We start from the raw sequence: 24,938 nt of genomic DNA on the forward strand, positions 1-24,938 counted from the left end.
ATTAAAGATTAAACATTAAACATTAAGAAAAGCAGTTAATGGGCTTGATGCTTCGGCGCAATCGGCAATGGCACCTAAGCCTGCCTCGTAGGCCTGGCGACCGGCGATGACAGCCTGACGGAAGGCATCGGCCATTTTTACTGGATCGCCTGCTACGGCAATGGCGGTATTCACCAGCACACAGTCGGCACCCATCTCCATCGCCTCGGCAGCATGACTGGGAGCGCCGATACCTGCATCAACCACTACGGGCACAGTGGCCTGGTCGATGATAATCTGCAGAAAATCCTTCATTCTCAAACCCTTGTTGGTACCGATGGGGGCAGCCAGTGGCATCACTGTAGCCGCACCAGCCTCTTCCAAATGCTTACACAGCGTAGGGTCGGCCTGGCAGTATGGCAGCACTACAAAGCCCAGCTTTACCAAATGCTCGGTGGCCTTCAGGGTCTCAACCGAGTCGGGCAACAAGTAGCGTGGGTCGGGGTGTATCTCCAACTTCAACCAGTTGGTGCCAAAGGCCTCGCGAGCCATCTGGGCAGCAAACACCGCCTCTTCAGCATTACGCACACCCGATGTGTTGGGCAACAGCTGTATGTTGGGATTCTGGGTGATGTGTGTCAGCAAATCGTCGTTCTTATCGTCGAGTTCCACACGTTTCATGGCAACGGTAACCATCTCCGATCCCGAAGCCTCGATAGCCTGAGCCATCAGCGCATTGTTGTTGAACTTGCCTGTGCCCAGAAACAAACGAGAGTTAAACTCCCGTCCTGCAATTACTAATTTACTCATGATTAACTATGTTTGTTAAGTGTTTCATTTCTTCAATGGGGTTCGCAGCCCTCAGCACCGTACCGCTCAGGGCAATGCCGGTGATGCCGGTAGCCAGTATGGCGGGGATATCATCCTTGGTAATGCCGCCGATAGCTACAATGGGTATATCGATATGCGCCGCACGCATCTCGATAATAATCCGTCGGTAGCCATCCAGTCCTAATACCGGCGACAGCTTCTGCTTGGTGGTGGTAAAACGGAAGGGTCCGCAACCGATATAATCGGCACCAGCCGCATAGTGGCCCTTTACATCCCAGATGGTGTTAGCTGTTCCACCTATGATATAATCGGGACCTAACTGGCGGCGTGCCTCGCTAATGGGCATATCGTTCTTACCCAGATGCACACCATCGGCCTGCAACTCCTTTACTAATGCCACGCGATCGTCGATAATAAACGTAGCGCCATACTGCTTACATAGCTTCTGGGCCTCAATCGCAACGGGGCGCACCTCATCGTCGGTAGCGTCCTTCATGCGCAGCTGTATCCATCGGCAACCACCCTGCAAGGCAAGGCAGATGCTGTCCAAATAGCTATACTTATCGGTGTAGTGAGATATAAACTGTAACATAGCCCTTACCCCCCGCATGCAGCTTTGATAATAGTGATAGTGGCGCCCTCTTGCAGGATGGTGTCATCCCAAGTAGTGCGCGGTTTCAACTCATTATCGATGGCTATTGCCACACCTTTGGCGGGCAACTGCAATTGGGCGGCAAGCTCGGATACAGTTTTGGCTTGCGTCTCGTGTTGTTTGTTGTTAATCCTTACTTTCATATTGCATTCCTCCGACGGCATTACCCGTATCAGGTTCTATGGGTATTTTCTCAGCTTTGGCACATGCCTCAGCACCCCGAATATTTAATTTTGCGCTGCAAAAGTAATGTTTTTATTTCTTTCTGACAAATAAAACGGGATTTTTTTTGCTATTTGCTATCAAATTACTACTTTTGCACTACAATGGAAAGGAATAAAGAGATATATAAGGTAACAATGGCGGGAGGCGCGGTAAATGTGGTGCTCCTGCTGTTTAAGTTTGTGGCGGGCATTGTGGGACATAGTGCGGCAATGATTGCTGATGCGGTGCACTCGCTGTCCGACTTTGTAACAGATATCATTGTGCTGGTCTTTGTACGCATCAGCGGCAAACCTACCGATAAGTCGCACGATTACGGGCATGGCAAATACGAAACGCTGGCCACTACGCTGATTGGTGTAGCCCTATTAGCGGTAGCCATCGGTATTGTGTATAGCGGAACAACAAAAATTATCCATTGGGCACAGGGCGGAACCTTAGAGGCACCAGGCATGCTGGCACTCTGGGCAGCACTGCTGTCAATCGTACTGAAGGAGGCGGTGTTCCGTTACTCGATGGTGGTGGCCCGCCAGCTCAACTCGCAGGCGGTAGAGGCCAACGCCTGGCATCACCGTAGCGATGCCCTGTCGAGTATAGGCACAGCAATCGGCATTGGCGGCGCCATTTTCTTAGGCGAACGATGGACGGTGCTCGATCCCGTTGCAGGTATCATCGTAGGCTTATTTATTATTAAGGTGTCGATTGATCTGCTGCGCAATGGTATTGGCGATTTGATGGAGCAGTCGCTCCCCGACGAGGTGGAGAACGAAATCCTGCAGCTGGCAGGCTCGATACCAGGGGTAACCGAACCACACGCCCTGCGCACGCGCCGTTTGGGTAACCACTACGCCATAGAACTGCACATACTGATGGATGACGACATCAGTTTGCGCGAGGCTCACAACAAGAGCGAGGAGGTAGAAAAGATTCTACGCGAGCACTATGGCGCCGACACACACATAGCGGTACACGTAGAACCTAAAAGCATCAGAGAACATTAAACTTGTCGGCATCGTCCAGCACAGGGAACTTCTTGCGGAAACGCTGCAGCTGTTCCATGTCGAGTTCAACGGTAGCTATACCCTCCTCACCATCGGCACACTGGGCGATGGTGCGGCCATAGGCATCAATCACCACCGAACCACCAATATACTTACAAGCAGCATCGCTACCCACACGGTTCACACCTATCACATAGCACTGGTTCTCGATGGCACGTGCCTTCAGCAGGGTTTGCCATACATCCTGACGCTGTTCGGGCCAGTTGGCTACGTAGATGATGGCATCGTAATCGCCACGCGAACGCGAAAAAACAGGGAATCGCAAATCGTAGCACACCTGCAGCAGGAAACGCACACCACACCACTCTACTACCACACGGCGATCGCCTGGCACATAATCCTTTGTTTCGCCAGCATACGTAAACAAATGGCGCTTATCGTAATAGTCGTACTTGCCATCAGGATGCATAAAAATCAAGCGGTTACGCAGCAATCCCTCTGTATCTTTTTTGGCCACACTACCTACTATGGCGGCATTATGCAGCATGGCCTGGTACGCCATCCACTGCAACATAAAGTGAGCCTGAGCACCCACCCCACCTACATAGCCCTCGGCCATAAAACCTGTGGCAAAGGTTTCTGGCAACACATACATATCGGCACCCGGCTGCTGATTTAACAACGGATTCAGACGGTCCATATTATTTAAAAAATTGCTACTGGGTATATCGTGTTGTACAATAGCTATCTTCATCTTATTCATACCTTATTAATATAATATGCCGGCAAAGATACAAAAAAACTAAAAAAAAGCAACACCATAAAGAAAAATAATGTATATTTGCGCCGCAAATCAACTATTCAAAACAGTTTATGAAGAATGAAGATAGCAATTGACTTAGGTGGTACCAACATGCGTGTTGGACTGACCGATGGTGCCACGGTGGTTGATACCGTGATAGAGCCCTGCCCCGCACAGGAGCCCGAGGAGGTGGTGCTTGCCCAACTGAAGCGCCAGATAGCCCAACTGATGCGCCCCGAGGTAACGGGCATTGGTGTGGGCGTGCCCTCGGTGGTAGACTGTCAGCAGGGCATCGTATATAATGTGGCTAATATCCCCTCGTGGCAGGAGGTACACCTGAAGGAGATTCTCGAAAGCGAGTTTGGTGTGCCCGTAGCCGTGAACAACGATGCCAACTGCTTTGCCTTAGGTGCCTGGCGCTATGGCGAGGGCAAGGGCACGCAGAATATGGTGGGCCTGACGATAGGTACCGGCATTGGCGCAGGTATCATTATCGATGGCAAGCTGTATAACGGTGTGAACACGGGGGCTGGCGAGATTGGTTCGCTGCCTTACCTGGATGCCGACTACGAGTTTTATTGCAGTAGCCGGTTCTTCAGCAAGCTGCATGGCGACACGGGAGCCAACTTTGCCAAGCTGGCTTTGGCTGGCGACAAAGAGGCACAGGCTGTGTGGCAGGAGTTTGGCACGCACGTGGGTAACCTGATGAAGGCGGTGCTGTTTACCTATGCCCCCGAAGCCATCATCATCGGTGGCGGCATAGCCAACGCATTCGCACTTTACGAAGCGCCCATGCGCCAGCAACTGAGCACCTTCCCCTATCCCGAGAACGTAGCTGCCACACGCATCGAGCCATCAACCTTAGCGAATGCTGCCATGCTGGGAGCCTCCATCTTACATTAAACATTAAAATATGAAATTTAAAACTATTTTGGCGGCGGGGATGCTGGCAGTACTGGCTGCTGCATGTACCGAGCATAAGACATTGGATATGAACTGGGAGGTAGAAACACCCGATGGTTGGATACCAGCCCAAGTACCTGGCACCCTGATGGGTACGCTGACTGCCAACGGCATAGAACCCGAAGCGCTGACAGCCGACGACTATGCCAGAATTAACAAAACACAGTTTGATAAAAGCTGGAAGTACCGCACCACTTTCGATCTGCAACCACTCAACGAGGGCGAACATGCGGTGCTGAACTTCGATGGTATCAGCTACCGCGCCAACGTATGGTTGAACGGCAAGCAGATAGCCAACAGCAAGGAGATGTACGGCCCGTTCCGACAGTTTGAATTTGATGTAACCAACGAGGTTGCCAAACAGAACAAGCTGGAGGTTGAGGTGTTCCGTGCACAGCCCGGCGAACCCAACATAGGTTTTGCCGACTGGAATCCGCGCCCTGCCGACGAAAACATGGGTATCTACCGCGAGGTGCGCATAAAAACCTGCGGCAATGTGGCCCTGTCGCACTCAGCCGTACGTTCTCGCGTAAACACCGAAACGCTGAACGAGGCCTGGCTCACCATCGCCACCGAACTACGTAACCTGTCGGACAAGCCCGTCGAAGGCACCGTGCAGGGTACTGCCGACGGACAGAAGTTCAACTACCGCGTAAGTCTGGCTCCTGGCGAGAAGAAACGCTTTGTGAGTCCTACCGAGATACATATCAAAAACCCAAAATTGTGGTGGTGCCACAACATGGGCAAGCCCGAACTGTGTGATTTGCACATTGAGTTTGCCGAGGACCACAAAATTTCGGATTTTGAGGATGTGCGATTTGGTATTCGCGAGATAAAAAGCTACCTCACCGACGAGGGTTACCGCGCCTTTTCGCTGAATGGGAAGCCCGTGCTGCTGCGTGGTGCCGGTTGGACCGACGATATCTACCTGCGCGACACACCCGAGAGCAATCGCCAGCAACTGGAATATGTGCGCGACATGAATATGAACACCGTGCGCCTAGAAGGTTTTTGGGGCACCTCGCAAAACCTGTACGACCTGTGCGACGAGCTGGGACTCTTTATCCTGGTGGGCTGGAGCTGCCACTGGGAGTGGGAAGACTACCTCGGTTCACCCTGCGACGAGTTGTACGGCGGCATACTGAGCCCAGAGAATATCGACCTGATAGCCCGTTCGTTCGAAGACCAGGTGATGTGGCTGCGCTACCACCCATCCATCATCGGTTGGTTTGTAGGTAGCGACATGCTGCCCAAGCCCGAACTGGAGAAAAAGTATCAGCAGTTCCTGAGCACCGAGGACGATCGCCAATACCTGATATCGGCCAAGGACCAGACGAGCGAGATTTCAGGTCCGTCGGGAACCAAGATGGCTGGTCCGTACGAGTATGTGGGTCCCAGCTACTGGTATCTGCCAGATGCTCCAGGAGGCGCATTCGGATTCAACACCGAAACAGGTATCGGCGCCCAGCTACCTGTGAAAGAGTCGCTCCAGAAGATGTTAGGCCCCGACCTCTTCCCCATCGACCAGCGCTGGAATATTCTGTGTACCGCATCGGCCAGCGACATGAACTCGCTGAAACAGCTGAACGAGGTGATTCGCAACCGCTTTAACGAAGCCAAGGATATCGACGAATACCTGCGCCGCGCCGACATGCTGAACTACGAGAGCACCAAGGCTATGTTCGAGAGTTTCCGAGTAAGATTGCCCCACACCACAGGCATCATCCAGTGGATGCTGAACGGCTCACGCCCAGGCATTTACTGGCAGCTTTACGACTACTACAAGCAGCCCAACGCCGCCTACTACGGTGTAAAGAAAGCCAACGCCCCCGTGCAGCTGATTTACGACTACTACACCAAAGCCGTGTATGCCGTTAACGAGACGCTGCACCCCGCCAAGGCCACAGCCCGCATGCAACTGCTGAGAGGCGACAAGAGCACCGACGACAGCCAGGAGATTGAGATAGCCCCTGGCATGGTAACCAAGGTGTTTGATATCGATATGGCCCAGGCCCCAGCCGCCTTCCTGCTGCTGAAGCTGGGCGACGACATCACCAACGAGTATTTTATTGTAAGCGAGAAGGATACGTACGACTGGAGCAAGACCACCTGGGTACACACCCCCATCACTAAGTACGCCTCGTATGCCATGCTCGACAGCCTGTGTACCACCGATGTGGAGCTTACCACCACTCCCACCAACGATGGCTACCAGGTAAAAGTAAGCAATCCTACCGACAAGGTGGCATTTATGATTCGCTTAACAGCCAAGAACCAGGGCGAGCTGATTTGCCCAGCCTACTGGAGCGACAACTACCTGACTCTGGCCCCAGGCGAAACACGCACCGTTACCTGTCGCATACCTTACTTGACTGACAAAACTAAGGTTAAGATAGAAGTTTCCAAGCAATAAGTGTAAAATTACAATAATTTTTTGCTCTAAACCAAATAATTATTCCGAAACCGTGATTAGTTTCGGAATAATTTTGTATCTTTGCCCCCAAAATTAACGTTTTTCAATTAATTATTCATTATGAACGACAACAAAGTTATGAACATGGCAGCGGATAATATCCGTATCCTTGCTGCTTCGATGGTTGAGAAGGCTAAGTCGGGACACCCCGGCGGTGCTATGGGTGGTGCTGATTTCATCAACACCCTTTACAGTGAGTTCCTGGTTTACGACCCCGAGAATCCCGCATGGGAGGGTCGCGACCGTTTCTTCCTCGATCCTGGTCACATGGCTCCAATGCTGTACAGCCAGCTCGCCTTGATCGGCAAGTACACACTCGAGGATTTGAAGAACCTGCGCCAGTGGGGCTCAGTAACTCCAGGTCACCCCGAGCGCGAGATTGAGCGCGGCATCGAGAACACCTCTGGTCCTCTCGGTCAGGGTCACTGTTTCGCAGTAGGTGCAGCCATCGCCGCTAAGTTCCTGAAGGCTCGTCTGGGCAACGTGATGAACCAGACTATCTACGCCTACATCTCTGACGGTGGTGTACAGGAGGAGATTTCACAGGGTGCTGGTCGTATCGCTGGTAACCTGGGACTCGACAACCTCATCATGTTCTACGACGCTAACGATATTCAGCTCTCTACCAAGACCGAGGTGGTTACCTGCGAGGATACTGCCAAGAAGTACGAGGCATGGGGCTGGTTTGTACAGAAGATCAACGGTAACGATGTTGACCAGATTCGCGAGGCCATCAAGAAGGCTCAGGCCGAGAAGGATCGCCCATCACTCATCATCGGTCACTGTGTAATGGGTAAGGGTGCCCGTAAGGCTGACAACAGCTCATACGAGAGCAACTGCGCTACTCACGGTGCTCCTCTCGGTGGCGATGCTTACATCAACACCATGAAGAACCTGGGTGCCGATCCCGAGAACCCATTCCAGATCTTCCCCGAGGTTCAGGAGATGTACGCAAAGCGTGCCGAGGAGCTGAAGAAGATTGTAGCTGAGCGCTATGCCGAGAAGGCTGAGTGGGCAAAGGGTCACCCCGAGCAGGCCAAGCAGCTCGAGGAGTGGTTCAGCGGCAAGGCTCCTGTTATCGACTGGAGCAAGGTTGAGCAGAAGGCAGGTGCTGCTACACGTGGTGCCAGCGCTACTGTTCTGTCAGCTCTGGCTGAGCAGGTTCCCAACATGATTTGTGCTTCGGCCGACCTTTCTAACTCAGATAAGACCGACGGCTTCCTGAAGAAGACTCACGACCTGGTTCGTGGCGACTTCAGCGGTGCCTTCTTCGAGGCTGGTGTAGCCGAGCTCACTATGGCTTGCTGCTGCATTGGTATGGCTCTGCACGGTGGTGTTATCCCCGCTTGCGGTACCTTCTTTGTATTCTCTGATTACATGAAGCCCGCCGTACGTATGGCTGCCCTCATGGAGCTGCCTGTTAAGTTCATCTGGACTCATGATGCCTTCCGTGTAGGTGAGGATGGTCCTACCCACGAGCCTGTTGAGCAGGAGGCACAGATCCGCCTGATGGAGAAGCTGAAGAACCACCACGGTAAGAACTCTGTATTGGTAGTTCGTCCTGCCGATGCCGAGGAGACCACCGTTTGCTGGCGCATGGCTATGGAGAATGTTGATACTCCTACAGCCCTGATCTTCTCTCGTCAGAATATCGACATGCTGCCCGAGGGCAACGACTACAACCAGGCTACCAAGGGTGCTTACGTTGTAGCTGGTTCAGACGAGAACTTCGATGTTATCCTGCTGGCTTCAGGTTCTGAGGTTTCTACTCTCGAGGCTGGTGCTAAACTGCTCCGCGAGGACGGCGTTAAGGTTCGCGTGGTTAGCGTTCCTTCTGAGGGTCTGTTCCGCAGCCAGAGCAAGGAGTATCAGCAGAGCGTACTGCCCGCAGGTGTTAAGAAGTTCGGTCTCACCGCTGGTCTGCCCGTAAACCTCGAGGGTCTGGTAGGTGCCGACGGTACCGTATGGGGTCTGGAGAGCTTCGGTTTCTCTGCTCCTTACAAGGTGCTCGACGAGAAGCTCGGCTTCACCGGTGAGAATGTGTACAAGCAGGTTAAAGCCCTTCTTGGATAAATAATTTGGCACGGATTACACGGATTTCACGGATTTTCTCACGAATATAATTAATCCGTGTTAATCTGCGTAATCCGTGCCTCTTAAAATATAACGACTATGGAAGTAAAGACAGTTGGAGTTGCTTGCGATCACGCAGGCTTCGCTTTAAAGCAGTTTGTACTCCAGTATCTGGAGGAGAAGGGTTACCCCGTTAAGGACTATGGTACATGGAGTGATGCGAGTGTAGATTATCCCGATTTCGGACACGCACTGGCCGAGGGTATCGAGAGTGGCGAGGTTTATCCCGGTATTGCCATCTGTGGCAGTGGCGAGGGTATCTCAATCACCCTGAACAAGCACCAGCAGGTGCGCGCCGGTCTGTGCTGGATTCCTGAGATTGCACATCTCATCCGTCAGCACAACGATGCCAACGTACTGGTAATGCCAGGCCGTTTCATCGACAACAACATGGCTCGCAAGATTATGGACGAGTTCTTCACCGCCAGCTTCGAAGGTGGCCGCCACCAGAAGCGCGTGGACAAGATTCCCGTACAGAAATAGTTTTTATTTTGGCACGAATTTCGCGAATTAACACGAATTATTTTACTCATTGCTAGCAAAATTCGTGTAATTCGTGTAATTCGTGCCTAATTTTTAATATCGTATTTGCTTTTTCGCTGTTCAGCTTTGCGCGGTGTACCCGTGCCGTGGAATCCCATGTGAGGCGTTTTCACACCCTGATAGCCCGCATGGCGCTGACGGATACGCTGCACGTAATCCACCGTCTCCGAACCACGCATGTAACCATATTTTACAATCGGGTCGTTATAATAACGCGGCTGACTCAGCTTCAGCACATAAGGTGCCACCTCGCTCCAGCGGTGCGGATTCCTGCCGTCGCGCTTAGCCAGGTTCATCGCATCGCGGATATGATGCGCACCACCGTTATAGCTGGCCAGCACAAAATTGGTTCGCTCGTACTGGTCGCGCACATCCGAGAACGTGTTCTGCAGCTGTCCGATATATTTCACCGCAGCACGTATGTTAGCTTCGGGCTCGTACAACTGACTGCGTGGCACTCCCAGATGGTCGGCTGTGCCAGGCATAATCTGCATCAGTCCCTTAGCCCCCACAAACGATACGGCACGCGGGTCGAAGGTCGACTCCTGATAACACTGGGCAGCCAGCAGTCGCCAGTCCCAGCGTATGTCGCGGGCATACGTCATGAAATAGCCGTCGTAATGCGAGATAATGCCGCCCTTAGCATCCAGCATGGGCGAGAAGATGCGGCGATGCACCTTGCGCACCGTCAGCAGGTCGTTCTCCTCCTTCTGCACAGCAGCTATCAACTCTGGGCGATACCAGCCCTGCAGCTCCTTAGCCAGATCGTTCTTAGCCGTATCGGCACTGATATGTCCCGGTGTGGGCCATGCCACAATGTCCACCTCGCCATCAGCAAAACGTTTTACCAACTCCATACTGTCGCGGCACACTTCTACACGCAGGCGCACACCCAGCGAATCAGCGAATCGCTGACAAATCAGGAACTGCGTGCCCAGACTCTTACCGTGATACTCGTAATAGGTATGCGGTCCGCTCACCGTGGCCATAATCAACTCGCCACTGGTCTGGATATCGTGCAGGTCGAACTCGTCGGATACCGAAACGGTATCATCTATCACGCCCCAGGGTGCCACAATGGGTTCGTGCTTCTTTTCGAAACACGACGCCAGCGATAGCAAAACCGCCCCAAAACCGACATATTTATACCATTTTTGCATCAATCTGCACCATTTTGTTAGTAAAAACGGTGCAAAGGTACTACTTTTTGGTCAGTAATGACACTTATTTCGCGAAAAAGTTGTAATTTTGCACCCGATATTTTTTAGATTTAACGATATGTTAAGAATTGCAGTACAATCAAAAGGACGTCTGTTCGAGGACACCATGAACCTGTTGTCAGAGGCTGACATCAAGGTTAGTGCCTCAAAACGCACCTTGCTGGTGCAGTCGTCCAACTTTCCGCTGGAGGTTCTTTACCTCCGCGATGATGACATCCCACAGAGTGTAGCCAGTGGAGTGGCTGACATCGGTGTAGTGGGCGAAAACGAGTTTGTTGAGCGTGGCGAAGATGCTGATATCATCTCACGTCTCGGCTTCTCAAAATGCCGCCTCTCGCTGGCCATTCCCAAAGAGATCGACTACAAGGGAGTAGAGTGGTTCAACGGCAAGAAGATTGCCACCAGCTACCCCGGAATCCTTCGACATTTCCTTGAGCAGCATCATATCCATGCCGAAATCCATGTCATCACAGGTAGCGTAGAAATCAGCCCGGGCATTGGTCTGGCCGATGCTATCTTTGATATCGTATCATCAGGCTCTACCCTGGTGAGCAATAATCTGCGCGAAGTTGAGATTGTAATGCAGAGTGAGGCTCTGCTGATTGGCAACAAGCAGATGAGCGACGAGAAGAAAGCCATCCTCGAGCAGATGCTGTTCCGCTTTAAGGCCGTAAAGGATGCCGAGGACAAGAAGTATGTACGTATGAACGCCCCCAAGGCCCGCCTGCAGGAGATTATCAACGTGCTGCCAGGCCTGAAGAGCCCCACCATCATCCCTCTGGCCGACGACGAGTGGTGCTCGGTTCACACCGTACTCGACCAGAAGCAGTTCTGGGAGATTATTGGCAAACTGAAGGAAATGGGCGCCCAGGGCATCCTGGTTACCCCCATCGAAAAAATGATATTATGATCATAATTCGTAATCCACAACGTAACGAGTGGGCAAAGATTGTAGAGCGTCCGCACTTGGATGTTTCGCAGCTCAACGACACCGTAGCATCGGTATTGGCCGACGTCAAGAAGCGCGGCGATGATGCCGTAAAGGGCTACGAGCTGAAGTTCGACCATGTTGATCTGCCCACACTGGCTGTATCCGAAGCCGAGATGAACGAAGCGGAAGCGCTGGTAAGCCCTGAGTTGAAAGCAGCCATTCAGGTAGCTCACTACAATATCAAGACCTTCCACGAGTCGCAGCAGTTCAAGGGCAAGAAAATCGAGACACAGCCCGGCGTGGTTTGCTGGCAGAAGAGTGTAGCCATCCAGAAGGTTGGTTTGTACATTCCTGGCGGCACCGCCCCACTCTTCTCTACCGTACTGATGCTGGCCACACCTGCCAAGATAGCAGGCTGCGAGGAGATTGTGCTCTGCACCCCTCCAGGTCGCGATGGTAAGGTAAACCCCGCCATTCTGGTGGCCGCCCGCATTGCAGGTGTTAGCAAGATATTCAAGGCAGGTGGCGTACAGGCCATCGGCGCTATGGCCTATGGTACCCAGAGTGTGCCCAAGGTATATAAAATCTTCGGTCCCGGCAACCAGTATGTGATGGCCGCCAAGCAGCAGGTTAGCCTGCACGACGTGGCTATCGACATGCCCGCAGGTCCTTCCGAGGTGTGCGTCATCGCCGATAAGCATGCCAACATCGAGTTTGTAGCTGCCGACTTGCTGTCGCAGGCCGAGCATGGTATCGACTCGCAGGTATTCCTTATCACCACCTCCGAGCAGGTGATTCTCGACGTACAGGCCGAGGTCAACCGTCAGCTGGATCTGCTGCCCCGTAAGGAGATGGCAGCCAAGGCACTCGACAACAGCCGCCTGGTACTGGTAGGCAGCATGCAGGAGGCCATCGACCTCTCGAATGCCTACGCCCCCGAGCACCTCATTCTGCAGGTAAAGGATTATGCCAAGGTGGCCAATAAGGTAGTAAATGCAGGTAGCGTGTTCCTGGGCGAGTATGCCTGTGAGAGCGCAGGCGACTATGCCAGCGGCACCAATCACACCCTGCCCACCCATGGTTATGCCACTGCCTACAGCGGTGTAAACCTGGATAGCTACTGCCGTAAGATTACCTTCCAGCATCTTACCGAGGATGGTATCCGCAGCATCGGTCGCGCCGTAGAACTCATGGCCGAAGCCGAACAGCTGGAGGCACACGCTAACGCGATGCGCGTACGCATGCGCTCAGTTGATAATTGATAATTGACAATTATGAAATCGCTTCAAGAATTAACAAGAAAGAATATATGGAACCTGGCGCCTTACAGCAGTGCTCGCAATGAGTATGCCGGTAGAGAGGCACGCGTATTTCTCGATGCCAACGAGAATCCATACAACGCGCCTTATAACCGCTACCCCGACCCCTTGCAGCTGGAGCTCAAGGAGGCCATCGCCAAAGTAAAAGGCGTGCCTGCCCAGTGCATCTTCCTGGGCAACGGTAGCGACGAGGCCATCGACCTGCCCTATCGCTGTTTCTGCGAGCCAGGCGTGGATAACGTGGTGGCCATCGAGCCCACCTATGGCATGTACAAGGTGTGCGCCGATATCAACAACGTAGAGTATCGCACCGTATTGCTCGACGAGCATTTCCAGGTAACTGCCGACGCACTGTTGGCAGCCACCGATGCCCATACCAAGATTATCTGGCTGTGCACCCCAAACAACCCCACCGGCAACTGCCTGGTGCGCGAAGAGGTGATAAAGGTAATAGAGAATTTCGACGGTTTGGTGATTGTCGACGAAGCCTACAGCGATTTCTCATCGCAGACGTCATTCCGTCAATGGTCAATGGTTAATGGTCAATGGTCTCGTCCCAACCTGATTGTGCTCAACACCATGTCGAAGGCATGGGGCTGTGCCGCTATCCGTTTGGGCATGGCTTTCGCATCAGAAGGCATCATCGACATTTTTAATAAGGTGAAGTATCCCTACAATGTCAACCTGCTCACCCAGCAGCAGGCACTCAAGGCATTGCAGGACCCATTCGAAGTAGATGGTTGGGTAAAGATTCTGAAGGAGGAGCGCGGCCGCGTGATGCAGGCATTCAGCATACTCCCTATCTGCGAGAAGATTTATCCTACGGATGCCAACTTCTTCCTGGCCAAGATGACCGATGCCACCGGTATCTACAACTATCTGGTGGATCAGGGCATCATCGTTCGCAACCGCAACCGCGTGCAGCTCTGCCAGAACTGCCTGCGCATCACCATCGGCACCAAGACCGAAAACAGCGAGTTGATTGCCGCCCTGCGTCAGTACTAGTATCAGGCCGCGGCCCTCTAAATAGCAAAACACCCCGCCTCAACAAATTGAAGCAGGGTGTTTTTTATTTGCATTACGCTTGGATAAACGCAACCTTGCGGCGATTGCTGAATGGGCGCACGGCGAAGTGCAGCACCCACAGTTCTACAACCGCCGCTATATGTTCAAGATTCTCGCCGGTAAGGAGTGATCAGTACTGCTCTTCGTGATCGTAGTTAGATGGGATGTGGCGGATGAGCTTGTGGGCGGCAGCCTGGGCCATGGCCTCGTAGGCACGCTCGCTGGGGTGCAGGTGGTCGCCACTATCAAAACCATCGGCAAAGGCCTTGGGATTGGTGGCACAGCGCACGGCGGCATCGAAATCGATACAGCCATCGAACACGGGCGAGGTGCGTAACCACTCATTAAACTCCTGTCGCATGGCGTCGCGCTTCTCGTTATAGGTACGCCAGCCATAGATGGGCAGCAGGGTACCACTCCACACCTTGAGGCCCATGGCCTTGGCGGGCTTTACGTAGATATCCTCTACGCCGCGCTGCATCTCCTCGACGGTAGGCAGGTCGCTCCAGGGGCGGAAGGGGTTCACATCCTCGCCCACAGGGTGGATGATATCGTTGATGCCGTGCTGGATAATTACATCGGTGGCACCGGCCACACGCATCTCGATGGGGAAACGGGTGGCACCTTTCAAACCGTAGGCCTGATAGGTAATGCAATCATACTGGCGCAGAATGCGGGTACCGCTAACGGCACGGCGGATGATGGCCACGTTGGTGCCAAAGGCGAGCTGGGCCAGATAGTCGGGCCACGACTGGGCGGTGATAGAGTCGCCATAGCACACTACGGCGTGGTTATCGGGCGATGTAAGTACATCGATGGTGTTGAGGAAATAGAACCAGTTGGTATGGCGGGTAAGGTCGAGAGGCAGCTCGTCGGCCTCGGCAAAATCGCCATAGGCATAGAATCCTTTCGACAGCGGACCGGTGATAAGTGTGCCGCTATTCATCTGGGTGTAATCGGCCAGATACATGCTTACATCGATGGTATCGCCACGATGAACGGCATAGCTGATGGCATCGCTCTCAACCTCGTTACCAGGCTGCAGGGTAACGCTGATGGCACCACCAAAGGTAATGGGGGTGTGACCTACAAACACCTTGGTGAGTGTTACGGGTTCGGTGCCTGTGAGATTGGAGAAACGGAAACGCAAGGCGCTACCGGCAAACGGCATGCGAACAGGATAACGCAAGGTGAGATTCTTGGCATAAACGGCCTCGCGACGGTCGGTAATCGAGGTGGCATTACCCCAGCAGGCCACCCACTTTAAATCGGTATTATTCATATCAGTATGATTTGTAATCACTTAACCAAGTTTCGACAAAAAACGCTCGCGATCCACTACGAATCGCAGATGACTCCCCTCGCCTATCAGCACATCACCCGAATAGGCCGAAACCTTAAACTCTATCTTCTTGCCATCTACCTTCACCACTTCGGCGGTAGCGGTAACAGTATCGCCCACCTTCGAGGGTTTGAGGTGCGACGAGGCAATATGTCCGCCAACGGTAGTACAGCCCTCGGGCAGCTCATCGGCCACAGCCAGCATGGCCGCATTCTCCATCAACGCCATCATAGCGGGGGTGGCCAGCACAGCCATATCGCCCGAACCTATCTTTACGGCGGTAACATCGTCGGTTACCACCAGAGTACTTGTATGTTTTAATCCTACTTGTAACATGACTACTAAACTTTTGTTAATCTTTGGTGCAAAAGTAGTAAAATTACATTAGAATAGTGTATCTTTGCAGTCCATTTTAATAAGAATTGTGAATTAGACTTAGAAGGAAACTACAAACATGAGTAAAATTGAAAGAGAAAAGCAGACCGTAAGAAAGATGATTGAGCTGTATTGTCGCCATCATCTGCATCAGGAAACAATGACAGAAGAATACCAGCATCTGGCCGACTATGCGTGCCAACGACTGGACCACTGCCGATTCGGCGAAAAGAAAACGGTGTGCAAGCGATGCCCCATTCACTGCTACGCCCCACAGGAGCGCGAAGCCATACGTAAGGTGATGCGCTGGACGGGCCCCAGAATGATGATATACGCACCCAAAGCAGCTATCATACACACTTATTATATGTTGAAAAGATAATAAAATGGAACCGACTACGTCCAGAACTCTTTTTCGCCAGTCGGTTCCATTTCACCATTACACTTGGGGCAGGTGTGCTTATTCCACACCCTGATTTTATCACTGCCGCATTGCAGGCACAGGCGCCCCACCTCACTGCGGTACGACGGAGCCACATCGGCTATGATGCCACCCACCACCAGGTTCTGGATAGTGTGGCAGTCGGGGCATGATACGGCCGTAATTTCCTGACGGAAGAGTCCGCGCCCCTCGTACACCTCGGCCTCGTAGCCGCATTGCTTACAGCGATATTTCAGTTTCCAAGCCATAATTTCATGGCAAAAATTGCTAGACGAACTATTTCTTAAGGTAATCAAATAAGTTGATGGTTCCGGCTTCCTCCTCAACATTAAGGGTTGGCACTTTCTCAATCATTTTGATGACGCCACTTGCCTTATCTACATAGAAATGTACAAATGCGCCGGTATAACTGCGGAATACCACTTCATATGCGGAGTCAGTCTCTTCGCCCATCTGCAGATACATGATGTCGGGATTATCCTTTGCTGCACTCCAGTCATATTCCTTATGGCAATAGTTGTTCACACCCTCGAAAGCCGTTTCTTTCGTAATTGTTCTCTGTGTATCTTCTGTTTGCGCATCAGAGGGCAGCGGTGCGCCTGCCTGGTTATTATGGCATGAGCATAAAAACAAGGAAAAAAACACGAATGTTAAAGCAATGTACTTCATCTTTATATTACAAAACATACTGATTTCATTGCAAAGATACATTTTTCTCCACTTTTTTTCGTACTTTTGCAACCAAGTTTACAATACTTTAAGAAAGGAAATGGTACAGCAAATCGAAATAACTCTGAATCCCAAACGTCGTGGATTCCACTTGGTAACGAGCGAGATAGTAAGTCAGCTGCCCAAATTGCCAAAGACGGGCATTGTGAACATCTTTACCAAGCATACCAGCTGCGGACTGAGCATCAATGAGAATTGTGATCCAGATGTTCGCATGGATATGGAAACCATCTTCAATCGTTTGGTTCCAGAGAATCGTCCTGAGTACGAGCATACGTTGGAGGGTGCCGATGATATGCCTGCCCACGCTAAGTCGACACTGAGCGGCGTCAGCATCACCATCCCCATCACCGATGGTCGCTTGAACCTCGGTACCTGGCAGGGCATCTACTTCTGCGAGTACAGAAATTACGGTGGTGCAAGAGAGTTGGTAGTAACAATTATCGGAGAGTGAATTGCTAAATGAATAAGATAATGCAATGAAACAAGTAGAAGCAGAACTGCATAAGAAAACGTTCCAGGAACTAACCACAGACGAGTTGTACGAACTACTTAGAGTGCGTAGCGAGGTATTCGTGGTTGAACAGAACTGCGTTTATCAGGATTTGGACGGAGATGATCAGGCATCCATTCACTTGTGGCTGACAGTAGCCGACAAGGTTGTAGCTTTGGCTCGTGTATGCCCCGCCGGTACTCACATGAAGGAGATATCCATTGGCAGAGTCATCACCACTGAGCGTGGTAAAAGCTATGGCAAGCAAATCATGCTCCACGCCATTGAAGCAGCTGTAAAGCATTTCGGCGCAACACTTATCGACATAGAGGCACAGGAATATGCCAAAGGATTCTATGAAGGCGTAGGTTTCAAGCAGTCGTCCGACACCTTCATACTCGACGGCATCCCTCACATTAAAATGACGTGGAAGTCACCATTTAAAAGAAGATATATGAGAAAAGCTAGTCGGCAAATGGATGCCACATTCGCATTGGAGGTATTTGATAAGGCTCCATACGTTACAGTAAGCATGACGCGTCCTGATGGAAGTCCATACGGATTACCACTTTCGTTGGCACGGACTGATGAGAAAACATTTTATTTCCATTGTGCCTTGGAGGGCGACAAATTGGACTGCATAGCACATAACCCGACGGTATTCCTGTCGACTGTTACAAAATGTGCCCCCACTGTTGGTCCGAAAGATGGATGTTTTACGCTACAATTCAAGTCAGCAACAGCAGTTGGAAAAGCAGAGATAGTGACTGACCGCGAAGAGAAAATTGCTGGTCTGCGAGCCATCTGCCAGCGATTCCTTCCTCACCACATGGATGCTTTTGATGAAGCCATTGCCCGCAGCCTAGAACGTACAGCCGTGGTACGCATAACCTTGACAGAACCTCCTGTTGGTAAACGCAAGCAGTATGATAAAGAGGGAGAAGAATTAAAAAATTAGTATTTATGAAGACTGCTTCATATAACTAATATGAAACTATTATTTGAAAAGAGTCCTTATATCCATTGAGAGGAACTCTTCAGCGCTTATACCACCATCACCCACGATAAATGCCGATTTTGGTTTGAACTTATCTCTAAACTCATTAAGTCCTTTCGAATTCTTTTCTGCATTACTCTTCACCTCGATGGCAACGACCGTCCCCTTCTTACGAAGAATGAAATCAACCTCGTCGGCAAGTTCACGCCAATAGAACACTTCAATACGATGAACAAAGGCCTGACTGACTATCCAAGCGCCAATACCCGACTCAAAGATACGCCCCCACTCTTTTCGATCCATAATAGCCTGATCGAACGTATGAGGATTATACACCATCTTCAGGGCATTGTTATAAACCTGAAATTTAGGGATACTGGCTCGACGTCGGGCTGTATCGTTACTATACTTCTGAAGTCCGCAAAGCAAACCACTCTCATCAAGCAGATTGATATAACCAGCCAACGTAACGGTATTTCCTGCGTCTTGCAATGAACCAAGCATCTTATTGAGAGACAGGAGTTCACCAGAGTAAGAAGCACCAAGTTCGAAAGTCTGACGAAGAAGAGCAGGCTTACTGATAGGTGTATTCATCAGAATATCCTTGTTGATTGTAGCATCAATGATTGCCGACTGTATATACTGCTCCCAACGGTCAGACTCATTTATCAGGCCTGCAGCACCAGGATAACCTCCGAAGAAAAGATACTGGTCGAGTGTAAAGCCAAAACACTCTTTCATTTCTGGATAACTCCAATGAGTCATTCGTATTTCTTCGAAACGCCCGCCTAACGACTCAGAAAGTCCTTTTTCTAAAAGTACACGACTACTACCGAGCAGCAGCACCTTAATGTTGCGATCGTGCAAGGTATCATCATCCCACTCCTTCTTTACAACCTCACTCCAATTTGATATCTTCTGAATTTCATCGATAACAAGAATGATACTATCAAGGCCTTTGCTCTCTTTCAGACTTCTAACAGCAGCCCAACAGTTAGATACCCAAGCAGTATTTGAGGCAGGCACATTATCGGCAGAGAACTGCTGATAAGGCAAATCCAAGTCTTGAAGCACCTGCTTAACAACTGTAGATTTACCCACCTGACGTGGCCCCATTACAACCTGAATGAACTTTCTCGGCTCTTTCAGCCTACTTGTAATTACCTGATATTCAGCTCTTTTATACATAATTAAAAATTTTACTCAGTGGAGTGAGTATTTTTACTCAGTGCAAAGATATAAATAATGAATAGAACCACCAAACATTTTCGAAAAAAAAAACAGTTTTACCTTCATACCACCTTTTTAGGTGGGGTACTTACCACCTTTATCACTCATATTATTACTCTTCAACTGCAGCGAGTGCTAATATGCCCTCAATTTGCACTTCTCACAATTATCTGCCATATTGATAAATCATAAAGTATTGTAAAGATGGATGCAAATGTACAAATAATCAATTATAAATCAGTACCTTTGCAGTGATAATTAATATGTTTTTTGAAATTATGATGAAGAAAATAATAAACCCTTGGCGTAACCATGAGGGGTATAACTGTTTCGGTTGCAGTCCAGACAATCCTATTGGGCTCCACATGGAGTTCTACGAGGATGGTGACTATATCGTGAGCACCTGGCATCCTGAGCACAATTATCAGGGCTGGGTAGATACCATGCACGGTGGTATTCTGAGTACTTTGATCGATGAAGTGTGCGGTTGGGTAGTCACTCGCAAGTTACAGACAAGCGGCTATACCGTTCAGCTGAATGTAAAGTTCCGCAAGGCGGTTCCTACGACTGAGCCCGAACTGACTATCAGGGCAAAGGTTACGAAGCAGGTTCGTAATCTTGCCTATATCAGCGCAGAAATAACGAACTCGAAAGGTGAACTCTGCAACGAGGGCGAGGCTATCTACTTTCTTATGAACGAAGAAAAGGCCAAAGAAATGGGATTCATGCATTGTGATGTTGAAGAATAAATATGAGTATTTATGAAGACTGAGAAAGAAAAGATGTTGATAGGCGAGATGTATTCCGCTGTTGACCCACAACTGATTGAAGAACTGACGGAAGTGAAGGAAATAATTCACGACTATAATCTGCTGCGCCCGTCGGAGCAACAAAAAGCAAGGGAGATTCTGAGAGGTTTATTGGGACACATCGCCGACGATGATATATTAATTAACCAGCCCTTCTACTGCGATTACGGCAAGCAGATTAGTGTGGGCAAACGATTCTTTGCAAACTTCAACTTCACTGTACTTGACGAAGCACCAGTCACCATTGGCGACGACTGTTTTATAGGGCCGAATGTAAGCATATACACAGCCTGTCACAGTACCGATCCTGTGGAACGCAACAGTCGCAGAGAATGGGCAGAACCTGTAAGCATCGGCAATAACGTATGGATTGGCGGCAGTGTCACCATACTACCAGGTGTAACCATTGGCGATAACGTAACCATCGGCGCAGGAAGCGTAGTGGCAAAAGATATTCCCTCGAATTCCATTGCAGTGGGCAATCCCTGCAAAGTCATAAAGAAGTTGGAATCTGCTCTATGACTATTGTGAAAATCAAAAGAAAAGGCAATGGCAGAAACGTTGTTATATTATCTGATAGCAATAAACATTGTGACCTTCATTGTTTATGGTATTGACAAAGTCAAAGCCATGAAGGGCAAGTGGCGCATTCCTGAGGCAACGTTGCTATTGTTGGCCATTATCGGAGGTAGCGTCGGCGCCTGGCTTGGCATGAAAACATGGCATCATAAAACCATGCACAAAAAGTTCAAGTATGGACTTCCGTTGATACTATTGGCTCAAATAGCACTCATCGCTCTGACATCATCCGGCTTACAGATCCCGTAAAACCAAGGTTGGAAATAGAATAACAAAAAATAGAATTAAATAGAACGTTATGTTAGAACATATTGCAGATTTTACCGCTTGGCCAATACTCACAGGTATTTTCATCGGCTACATTGCCAACCGCATTATGAGCGGTGAGGGCAAAGGATGTTGCATGAACTTCGTCATAGGCATCGTTGGCAGTTATGTAGGAACATTCATCAGCCACCTACTGAACATAGAATTACTTGGTAAAGGCTATCTCACCAATTTCGTATTCTGCGTTGTTGGTGCCGTAACATTTTTGTGGATTTGGAAGAAACTGTTTGATTGAGTATGATAACCATCGACACAACAAATATGTGTTCGCATCTACAGCGAAAGCTATTCGAAGAGGATGGCCAATATCATTCTCTATGGATAGCCATGCAGGATGATTCAGAACTGACTGCCGTAGTCCGTTCTCGCCAGTTACATATTTATCGCAATGGAAAGAAAGTGCTAATACTGGCAGGTAAGTCCGCACCAAAGATTATCAAAGATGACCCGATTTGCAATCTGTTACAGCATCAATGGATAAAGACGAAAAGAGACTGCTACAAAGAAAACGTCTGATGGACAATAAAGTCTATCAGACGATGAATGATATCTAGAATTTTACTCAGTGCATAATAAAATTGGGTGTACCCCCTCTGCGGAAGTTACACCCAAAATATTTAGTATTAAGAATAATCAGATTACTCTTCAACAGCGGCCTGAGCGGCGGCGAGGCGGGCGATGGGCACGCGGAATGGAGAGCAGCTAGCGTAGTTCATGCCAATCTTAGCGCAGAACTTAACTGAGCTGGGCTCACCACCATGCTCACCACAGATACCGCAACGCAGGTCAGGACGAACCTCACGACCCTCCTTAACGGCGAACTTGATGAGACGGCCTACACCCTCCTGGTCGAGTACCTGGAATGGGTCAACCTTCAGGATCTTCTTGTCGAGGTATACAGGCAGGAACGATGCGATATCGTCGCGGCTGTAACCGAAGGTCATCTGAGTCAGGTCGTTAGTACCGAATGAGAAGTACTGAGCCTCTGAAGCGATCAGATCAGCTGTCAGGGCAGCACGTGGAATCTCAATCATTGTACCAATCTCGAACTCAACCTCGATACCATACTCAGCAAATACCTCCTTAGCGGCATACTGGATAACCTCCTTCTGCTGCTTGAGCTCGTTGATAGTACCAATCAGAGGAACCATGATCTCAGGCATTGGGTTCTTACCCTCCTTCTTCAGCTCACAAGCTGCAGAGAGGATAGCCTTGGTCTGCATAGCGGTAATCTCAGGGAATGTGATACCCAGACGGCAACCACGGTGACCCAGCATTGGGTTGTTCTCAGCAAGTGAGTCAACACGGCGCTGGATTTCCTCCAAGCTTACGCCCATCTCCTTAGCCATGGTCTGCTGACCAGCCAGATCGTGGGGAACGAACTCGTGGAGAGGGGGATCGAGCAGACGGATGTTAACTGGCAGACCGTCCATAGCCTCGAGGATACCCTTGAAGTCGGCCTTCTGATAAGGCAGCAGCTTAGCAAGAGCCTTCTCACGTCCGGCAACGCTGTCGGCCAGAATCATCTCACGCATAGCAACAATCTTCTGGTCCTCGAAGAACATGTGCTCAGTACGTGTAAGACCGATACCCTTAGCACCGAAAGCGCGAGCTACCTGTGCATCGTGTGGAGTATCAGCATTGGTACGAACCTGCAGCTTGGTGTACTTGTCGCAGAGGTCCATCAGCTCCTTGAAGTCGCCAGAGAGCTCGGCAGCCTTTGTTGGAACCTCGCCAGCATATACCTGACCAGTTGTACCGTTCAGAGAGATGAAGTCGCCCTCCTTATATGTTACACCGTCGATCTCAACAGTCTTATCCTTATAGCTTACATTCAGAGCACCTACACCCGATACGCAGCACTTACCCATACCACGAGCCACAACGGCAGCGTGAGAGGTCATACCACCACGAGCGGTCAGGATACCCTCGGCAGCAGCCATACCAGCCAGATCCTCAGGTGAGGTCTCGATACGTACGAGTACTACCTTATGTCCATTCTCGTGCCACTCCTTAGCGTCGTCAGCGTGGAATACAATCTGACCGCAAGCAGCACCTGGCGAAGCGGGCAGACCCTGAGCAATTACCTTAGCGGCAGCCAGAGCCTTCTTATCGAATACGGGGTGCAACAGCTCGTCGAGCTTCTGAGGCTCGCAGCGCTGGATGGCAGTCTTCTCGTCAATCATACCCTCGTGAAGCAGGTCGATAGCAATCTTAACCATAGCAGCACCAGTACGCTTACCATTACGTGTCTGCAGGAACCAGAGCTTGCCCTCCTGTACGGTGAACTCCATATCCTGCATATCGTGATAGTGGTGCTCCAGCTTGTCCTGGATACCATTCAGCTCAGCATAGATCTCAGGCATAGCCTCCTCCATCGAAGGATACTTGGCTACGCGCTCCTCCTCAGAGATACCAGCGCGCTCAGCCCAGCGCTGAGAACCAATCTTGGTAATCTGCTGTGGTGTGCGGATACCGGCAACCACGTCCTCACCCTGAGCGTTAACCAGATACTCACCGTTGAACAGGTTTTCACCGTTAGCAGCATCGCGGCTGAAGCATACACCAGTAGCTGATGTGTCGCCCATGTTACCGAATACCATGGCCATTACTGATACGGCTGTACCCCACTCGTCGGGGATTCCCTCCATCTTACGATACAGGATAGCGCGCTCGTTCATCCATGAACGGAACACAGCGCAGATAGCACCCCAAAGCTGCTCGATAGGATCGTTGGGGAAGTCCTTACCTGTGCGCTCCTTGATGGCAGCCTTGAACAGCTGAACCAGCTTCTTCAGGTCCTCAACAGAGAGGTCCTTATCCAGAACAACACCGCTCTCCTTCTTAACCTTCTCGATAATCTCCTCGAATGGATCGATATCAGTTTTATTTACGGGCTTCATCTCGAGTACAACATCGCCGTACATCTGTACGAAACGACGATAAGAGTCGTACACGAAGTGAGGATTATTTGTCTTCTTAGCCATACCCTCGGCAACCTCGTCGTTCAAACCAAGGTTCAGGATGGTGTCCATCATACCAGGCATTGAGGCGCGGGCACCAGAACGAACAGATACCAACAGAGGATTCTGGGCATCGCCGAACTTACAGTTCATCAAATTTTCAATGTGCTTCACGGCAGCCATCACGTCATCGTTCAGCAATTCCATAATCTTCTGCTGACCAACCTGATAGTACTCATTACAACAATCTGTGGTGATTGTGAAACCTGGAGGAACAGGCACACCAATGTGGTTCATTTCAGCAAGGTTAGCACCCTTACCGCCAAGCTCCTCACGCATCTTTGCGTTTCCTTCGGCCTTTCCATTACCGAAGAGGTAAACTCTTTTCTGACTCATACGTAATATTTATTATTTGTTGATGATAAATTATTTTTGATTAGATTCTGCAAAGATATTAAAATTCCATCACATACACAAGAAAAAATGGCAAAAATTGCAAACTCCACCTTACATTTTTG

General features: G+C 50.3%; 27 protein-coding genes and 1 riboswitch. Of the genes, 16 read left to right on the forward strand and 11 right to left on the reverse strand.

Annotated features, from left to right (window positions below):
• Positions 1-15: 15 nt before the first annotated feature.
• The 3 genes from BLU97_RS11850 to thiS all read right to left on the reverse strand — a co-directional run bounded on the left by BLU97_RS11850 (position 16) and on the right by thiS (position 1,605).
• Positions 16-789 (reverse strand): thiazole synthase, encoded by a 774-nt coding sequence (locus BLU97_RS11850; RefSeq protein WP_074761749.1) that lies wholly within the window; start codon positions 787-789, stop codon positions 16-18.
• A complete protein-coding gene (locus tag BLU97_RS11855) occupies positions 782-1,402 on the reverse strand; it encodes a thiamine phosphate synthase (RefSeq protein ID WP_254771719.1) in 621 nt (206 codons plus the stop codon). The genes BLU97_RS11850 and BLU97_RS11855 overlap by 8 nt, the downstream gene beginning before the upstream one ends.
• Positions 1,403-1,407: 5 nt before the next feature.
• Complete coding sequence (thiS, locus tag BLU97_RS11860; RefSeq protein ID WP_013063548.1) at positions 1,408-1,605, reverse strand: sulfur carrier protein ThiS; 198 nt, start codon at positions 1,603-1,605, stop codon at positions 1,408-1,410.
• A riboswitch (TPP riboswitch) is annotated at positions 1,592-1,694 on the reverse strand. It overlaps the preceding gene by 14 nt.
• 94 nt (positions 1,695-1,788) lie before the next feature.
• On the opposite strand from thiS, the gene BLU97_RS11865 reads away from it, so the two are divergent.
• Entirely contained in the window at positions 1,789-2,685 is an 897-nt protein-coding gene (locus tag BLU97_RS11865) for a cation diffusion facilitator family transporter (protein WP_074761751.1), read from the forward strand.
• Here BLU97_RS11865 and BLU97_RS11870 read toward each other — a convergent pair.
• A complete protein-coding gene (locus BLU97_RS11870) occupies positions 2,672-3,439 on the reverse strand; it encodes a nitrilase-related carbon-nitrogen hydrolase (RefSeq protein ID WP_074761842.1) in 768 nt (255 codons plus the stop codon). The genes BLU97_RS11865 and BLU97_RS11870 overlap by 14 nt on opposite strands.
• 126 nt (positions 3,440-3,565) lie before the next feature.
• Between BLU97_RS11870 and BLU97_RS11875 the strand changes: the two genes are divergently transcribed.
• From BLU97_RS11875 to rpiB, 4 genes are all read left to right on the forward strand, one after another.
• A complete protein-coding gene (locus tag BLU97_RS11875) occupies positions 3,566-4,390 on the forward strand; it encodes an ROK family protein (protein WP_074761752.1) in 825 nt (274 codons plus the stop codon).
• 10 nt (positions 4,391-4,400) lie between these two features.
• The gene (locus tag BLU97_RS11880) at positions 4,401-6,863 is read left to right on the forward strand and encodes a glycoside hydrolase family 2 protein (protein ID WP_074761753.1); all 2,463 of its coding nucleotides are present in this window, start codon (positions 4,401-4,403) and stop codon (positions 6,861-6,863) included.
• Positions 6,864-6,983: 120 nt separating this feature from the next.
• Positions 6,984-8,996: a transketolase family protein gene (locus tag BLU97_RS11885; protein WP_139209018.1), complete on the forward strand. Its 2,013-nt coding sequence runs from the start codon at positions 6,984-6,986 to the stop codon at positions 8,994-8,996.
• Between the two features lie 99 nt (positions 8,997-9,095).
• Positions 9,096-9,539 (forward strand): ribose 5-phosphate isomerase B, encoded by a 444-nt coding sequence (gene rpiB / locus BLU97_RS11890; RefSeq protein WP_028907954.1) that lies wholly within the window; start codon positions 9,096-9,098, stop codon positions 9,537-9,539.
• Between the two features lie 86 nt (positions 9,540-9,625).
• Here rpiB and BLU97_RS11895 read toward each other — a convergent pair whose 3' ends face one another.
• Positions 9,626-10,675, reverse strand: coding sequence for a transglycosylase SLT domain-containing protein (locus BLU97_RS11895; RefSeq protein ID WP_317039903.1), 1,050 nt, complete (start codon positions 10,673-10,675; stop codon positions 9,626-9,628).
• A gap of 202 nt (positions 10,676-10,877) precedes the next feature.
• On the opposite strand from BLU97_RS11895, the gene hisG reads away from it, so the two are divergent.
• Genes hisG through hisC form a run of 3 tightly spaced genes read left to right on the forward strand, consistent with a single transcriptional unit; the run spans position 10,878 to position 14,074 of the window.
• Positions 10,878-11,729 carry an ATP phosphoribosyltransferase gene (gene hisG / locus BLU97_RS11900; protein ID WP_028907956.1) on the forward strand — a complete coding sequence of 284 codons (852 nt, stop codon included), beginning with the start codon at positions 10,878-10,880 and terminating at the stop codon, positions 11,727-11,729.
• Positions 11,726-13,012 carry a histidinol dehydrogenase gene (gene hisD / locus BLU97_RS11905; RefSeq protein ID WP_074761756.1) on the forward strand — a complete coding sequence of 429 codons (1,287 nt, stop codon included), beginning with the start codon at positions 11,726-11,728 and terminating at the stop codon, positions 13,010-13,012. The genes hisG and hisD overlap by 4 nt, the downstream gene beginning before the upstream one ends.
• Before the next feature lie 12 nt (positions 13,013-13,024).
• Positions 13,025-14,074, forward strand: coding sequence for a histidinol-phosphate transaminase (hisC, locus tag BLU97_RS11910; protein ID WP_074761757.1), 1,050 nt, complete (start codon positions 13,025-13,027; stop codon positions 14,072-14,074).
• Positions 14,075-14,264: 190 nt separating this feature from the next.
• Here the strand turns inward: hisC and BLU97_RS11915 are convergent, their stop codons facing one another.
• Together BLU97_RS11915 and BLU97_RS11920 are read right to left on the reverse strand one after the other, a co-directional pair.
• Positions 14,265-15,416, reverse strand: coding sequence for a GDSL-type esterase/lipase family protein (locus BLU97_RS11915; protein ID WP_074761758.1), 1,152 nt, complete (start codon positions 15,414-15,416; stop codon positions 14,265-14,267).
• A gap of 21 nt (positions 15,417-15,437) precedes the next feature.
• A complete protein-coding gene (locus BLU97_RS11920; RefSeq protein WP_074761759.1) occupies positions 15,438-15,812 on the reverse strand; it encodes a thioesterase family protein in 375 nt (124 codons plus the stop codon).
• Between the two features lie 118 nt (positions 15,813-15,930).
• On the opposite strand from BLU97_RS11920, the gene BLU97_RS11925 reads away from it, so the two are divergent.
• Positions 15,931-16,233, forward strand: coding sequence for a nitrous oxide-stimulated promoter family protein (locus BLU97_RS11925; protein ID WP_013063220.1), 303 nt, complete (start codon positions 15,931-15,933; stop codon positions 16,231-16,233).
• Between the two features lie 14 nt (positions 16,234-16,247).
• Here the strand turns inward: BLU97_RS11925 and BLU97_RS11930 are convergent, their stop codons facing one another.
• Positions 16,248-16,541 (reverse strand): hypothetical protein, encoded by a 294-nt coding sequence (locus BLU97_RS11930; protein WP_074761760.1) that lies wholly within the window; start codon positions 16,539-16,541, stop codon positions 16,248-16,250.
• A gap of 28 nt (positions 16,542-16,569) precedes the next feature.
• Complete coding sequence (locus BLU97_RS11935; RefSeq protein ID WP_074761761.1) at positions 16,570-16,980, reverse strand: hypothetical protein; 411 nt, start codon at positions 16,978-16,980, stop codon at positions 16,570-16,572.
• A gap of 82 nt (positions 16,981-17,062) precedes the next feature.
• On the opposite strand from BLU97_RS11935, the gene BLU97_RS11940 reads away from it, so the two are divergent.
• Complete coding sequence (locus BLU97_RS11940) at positions 17,063-17,476, forward strand: secondary thiamine-phosphate synthase enzyme YjbQ (protein ID WP_074761762.1); 414 nt, start codon at positions 17,063-17,065, stop codon at positions 17,474-17,476.
• A 25-nt stretch (positions 17,477-17,501) separates the two neighbouring features.
• On the forward strand, positions 17,502-18,473 hold the full coding sequence (locus BLU97_RS16150) for a GNAT family N-acetyltransferase (protein WP_217631762.1): 972 nt from the start codon (positions 17,502-17,504) through the stop codon (positions 18,471-18,473).
• 39 nt (positions 18,474-18,512) lie between these two features.
• Here the strand turns inward: BLU97_RS16150 and BLU97_RS11955 are convergent, their stop codons facing one another.
• Positions 18,513-19,700 (reverse strand): ATP-binding protein, encoded by a 1,188-nt coding sequence (locus BLU97_RS11955; protein WP_074761763.1) that lies wholly within the window; start codon positions 19,698-19,700, stop codon positions 18,513-18,515.
• Between the two features lie 323 nt (positions 19,701-20,023).
• On the opposite strand from BLU97_RS11955, the gene BLU97_RS11960 reads away from it, so the two are divergent.
• Genes BLU97_RS11960 through BLU97_RS16260 form a run of 5 tightly spaced genes read left to right on the forward strand, consistent with a single transcriptional unit; the run spans position 20,024 to position 21,973 of the window.
• Positions 20,024-20,491, forward strand: a complete 468-nt coding sequence (locus BLU97_RS11960) for a PaaI family thioesterase (RefSeq protein ID WP_041386730.1) — start codon at positions 20,024-20,026, stop codon at positions 20,489-20,491.
• A 12-nt stretch (positions 20,492-20,503) separates the two neighbouring features.
• Positions 20,504-21,073, forward strand: a complete 570-nt coding sequence (locus BLU97_RS11965; protein ID WP_074761764.1) for a sugar O-acetyltransferase — start codon at positions 20,504-20,506, stop codon at positions 21,071-21,073.
• A 27-nt stretch (positions 21,074-21,100) separates the two neighbouring features.
• The gene (locus BLU97_RS11970) at positions 21,101-21,379 is read left to right on the forward strand and encodes a DUF1294 domain-containing protein (RefSeq protein ID WP_074761765.1); all 279 of its coding nucleotides are present in this window, start codon (positions 21,101-21,103) and stop codon (positions 21,377-21,379) included.
• 49 nt (positions 21,380-21,428) lie between these two features.
• Entirely contained in the window at positions 21,429-21,692 is a 264-nt protein-coding gene (locus BLU97_RS11975; protein WP_074761766.1) for a GlsB/YeaQ/YmgE family stress response membrane protein, read from the forward strand.
• A 5-nt stretch (positions 21,693-21,697) separates the two neighbouring features.
• Positions 21,698-21,973, forward strand: coding sequence for a hypothetical protein (locus BLU97_RS16260; protein ID WP_074761844.1), 276 nt, complete (start codon positions 21,698-21,700; stop codon positions 21,971-21,973).
• 122 nt (positions 21,974-22,095) lie between these two features.
• Here BLU97_RS16260 and ppdK read toward each other — a convergent pair whose 3' ends face one another.
• Complete coding sequence (gene ppdK, locus BLU97_RS11985; RefSeq protein WP_074761767.1) at positions 22,096-24,816, reverse strand: pyruvate, phosphate dikinase; 2,721 nt, start codon at positions 24,814-24,816, stop codon at positions 22,096-22,098.
• Positions 24,817-24,938 lie beyond the last annotated feature (122 nt).

The organism is Xylanibacter ruminicola (assembly GCF_900107775.1).
GTDB classification, from domain to species: Bacteria; Bacteroidota; Bacteroidia; order Bacteroidales; family Bacteroidaceae; genus Prevotella; species Prevotella ruminicola_C.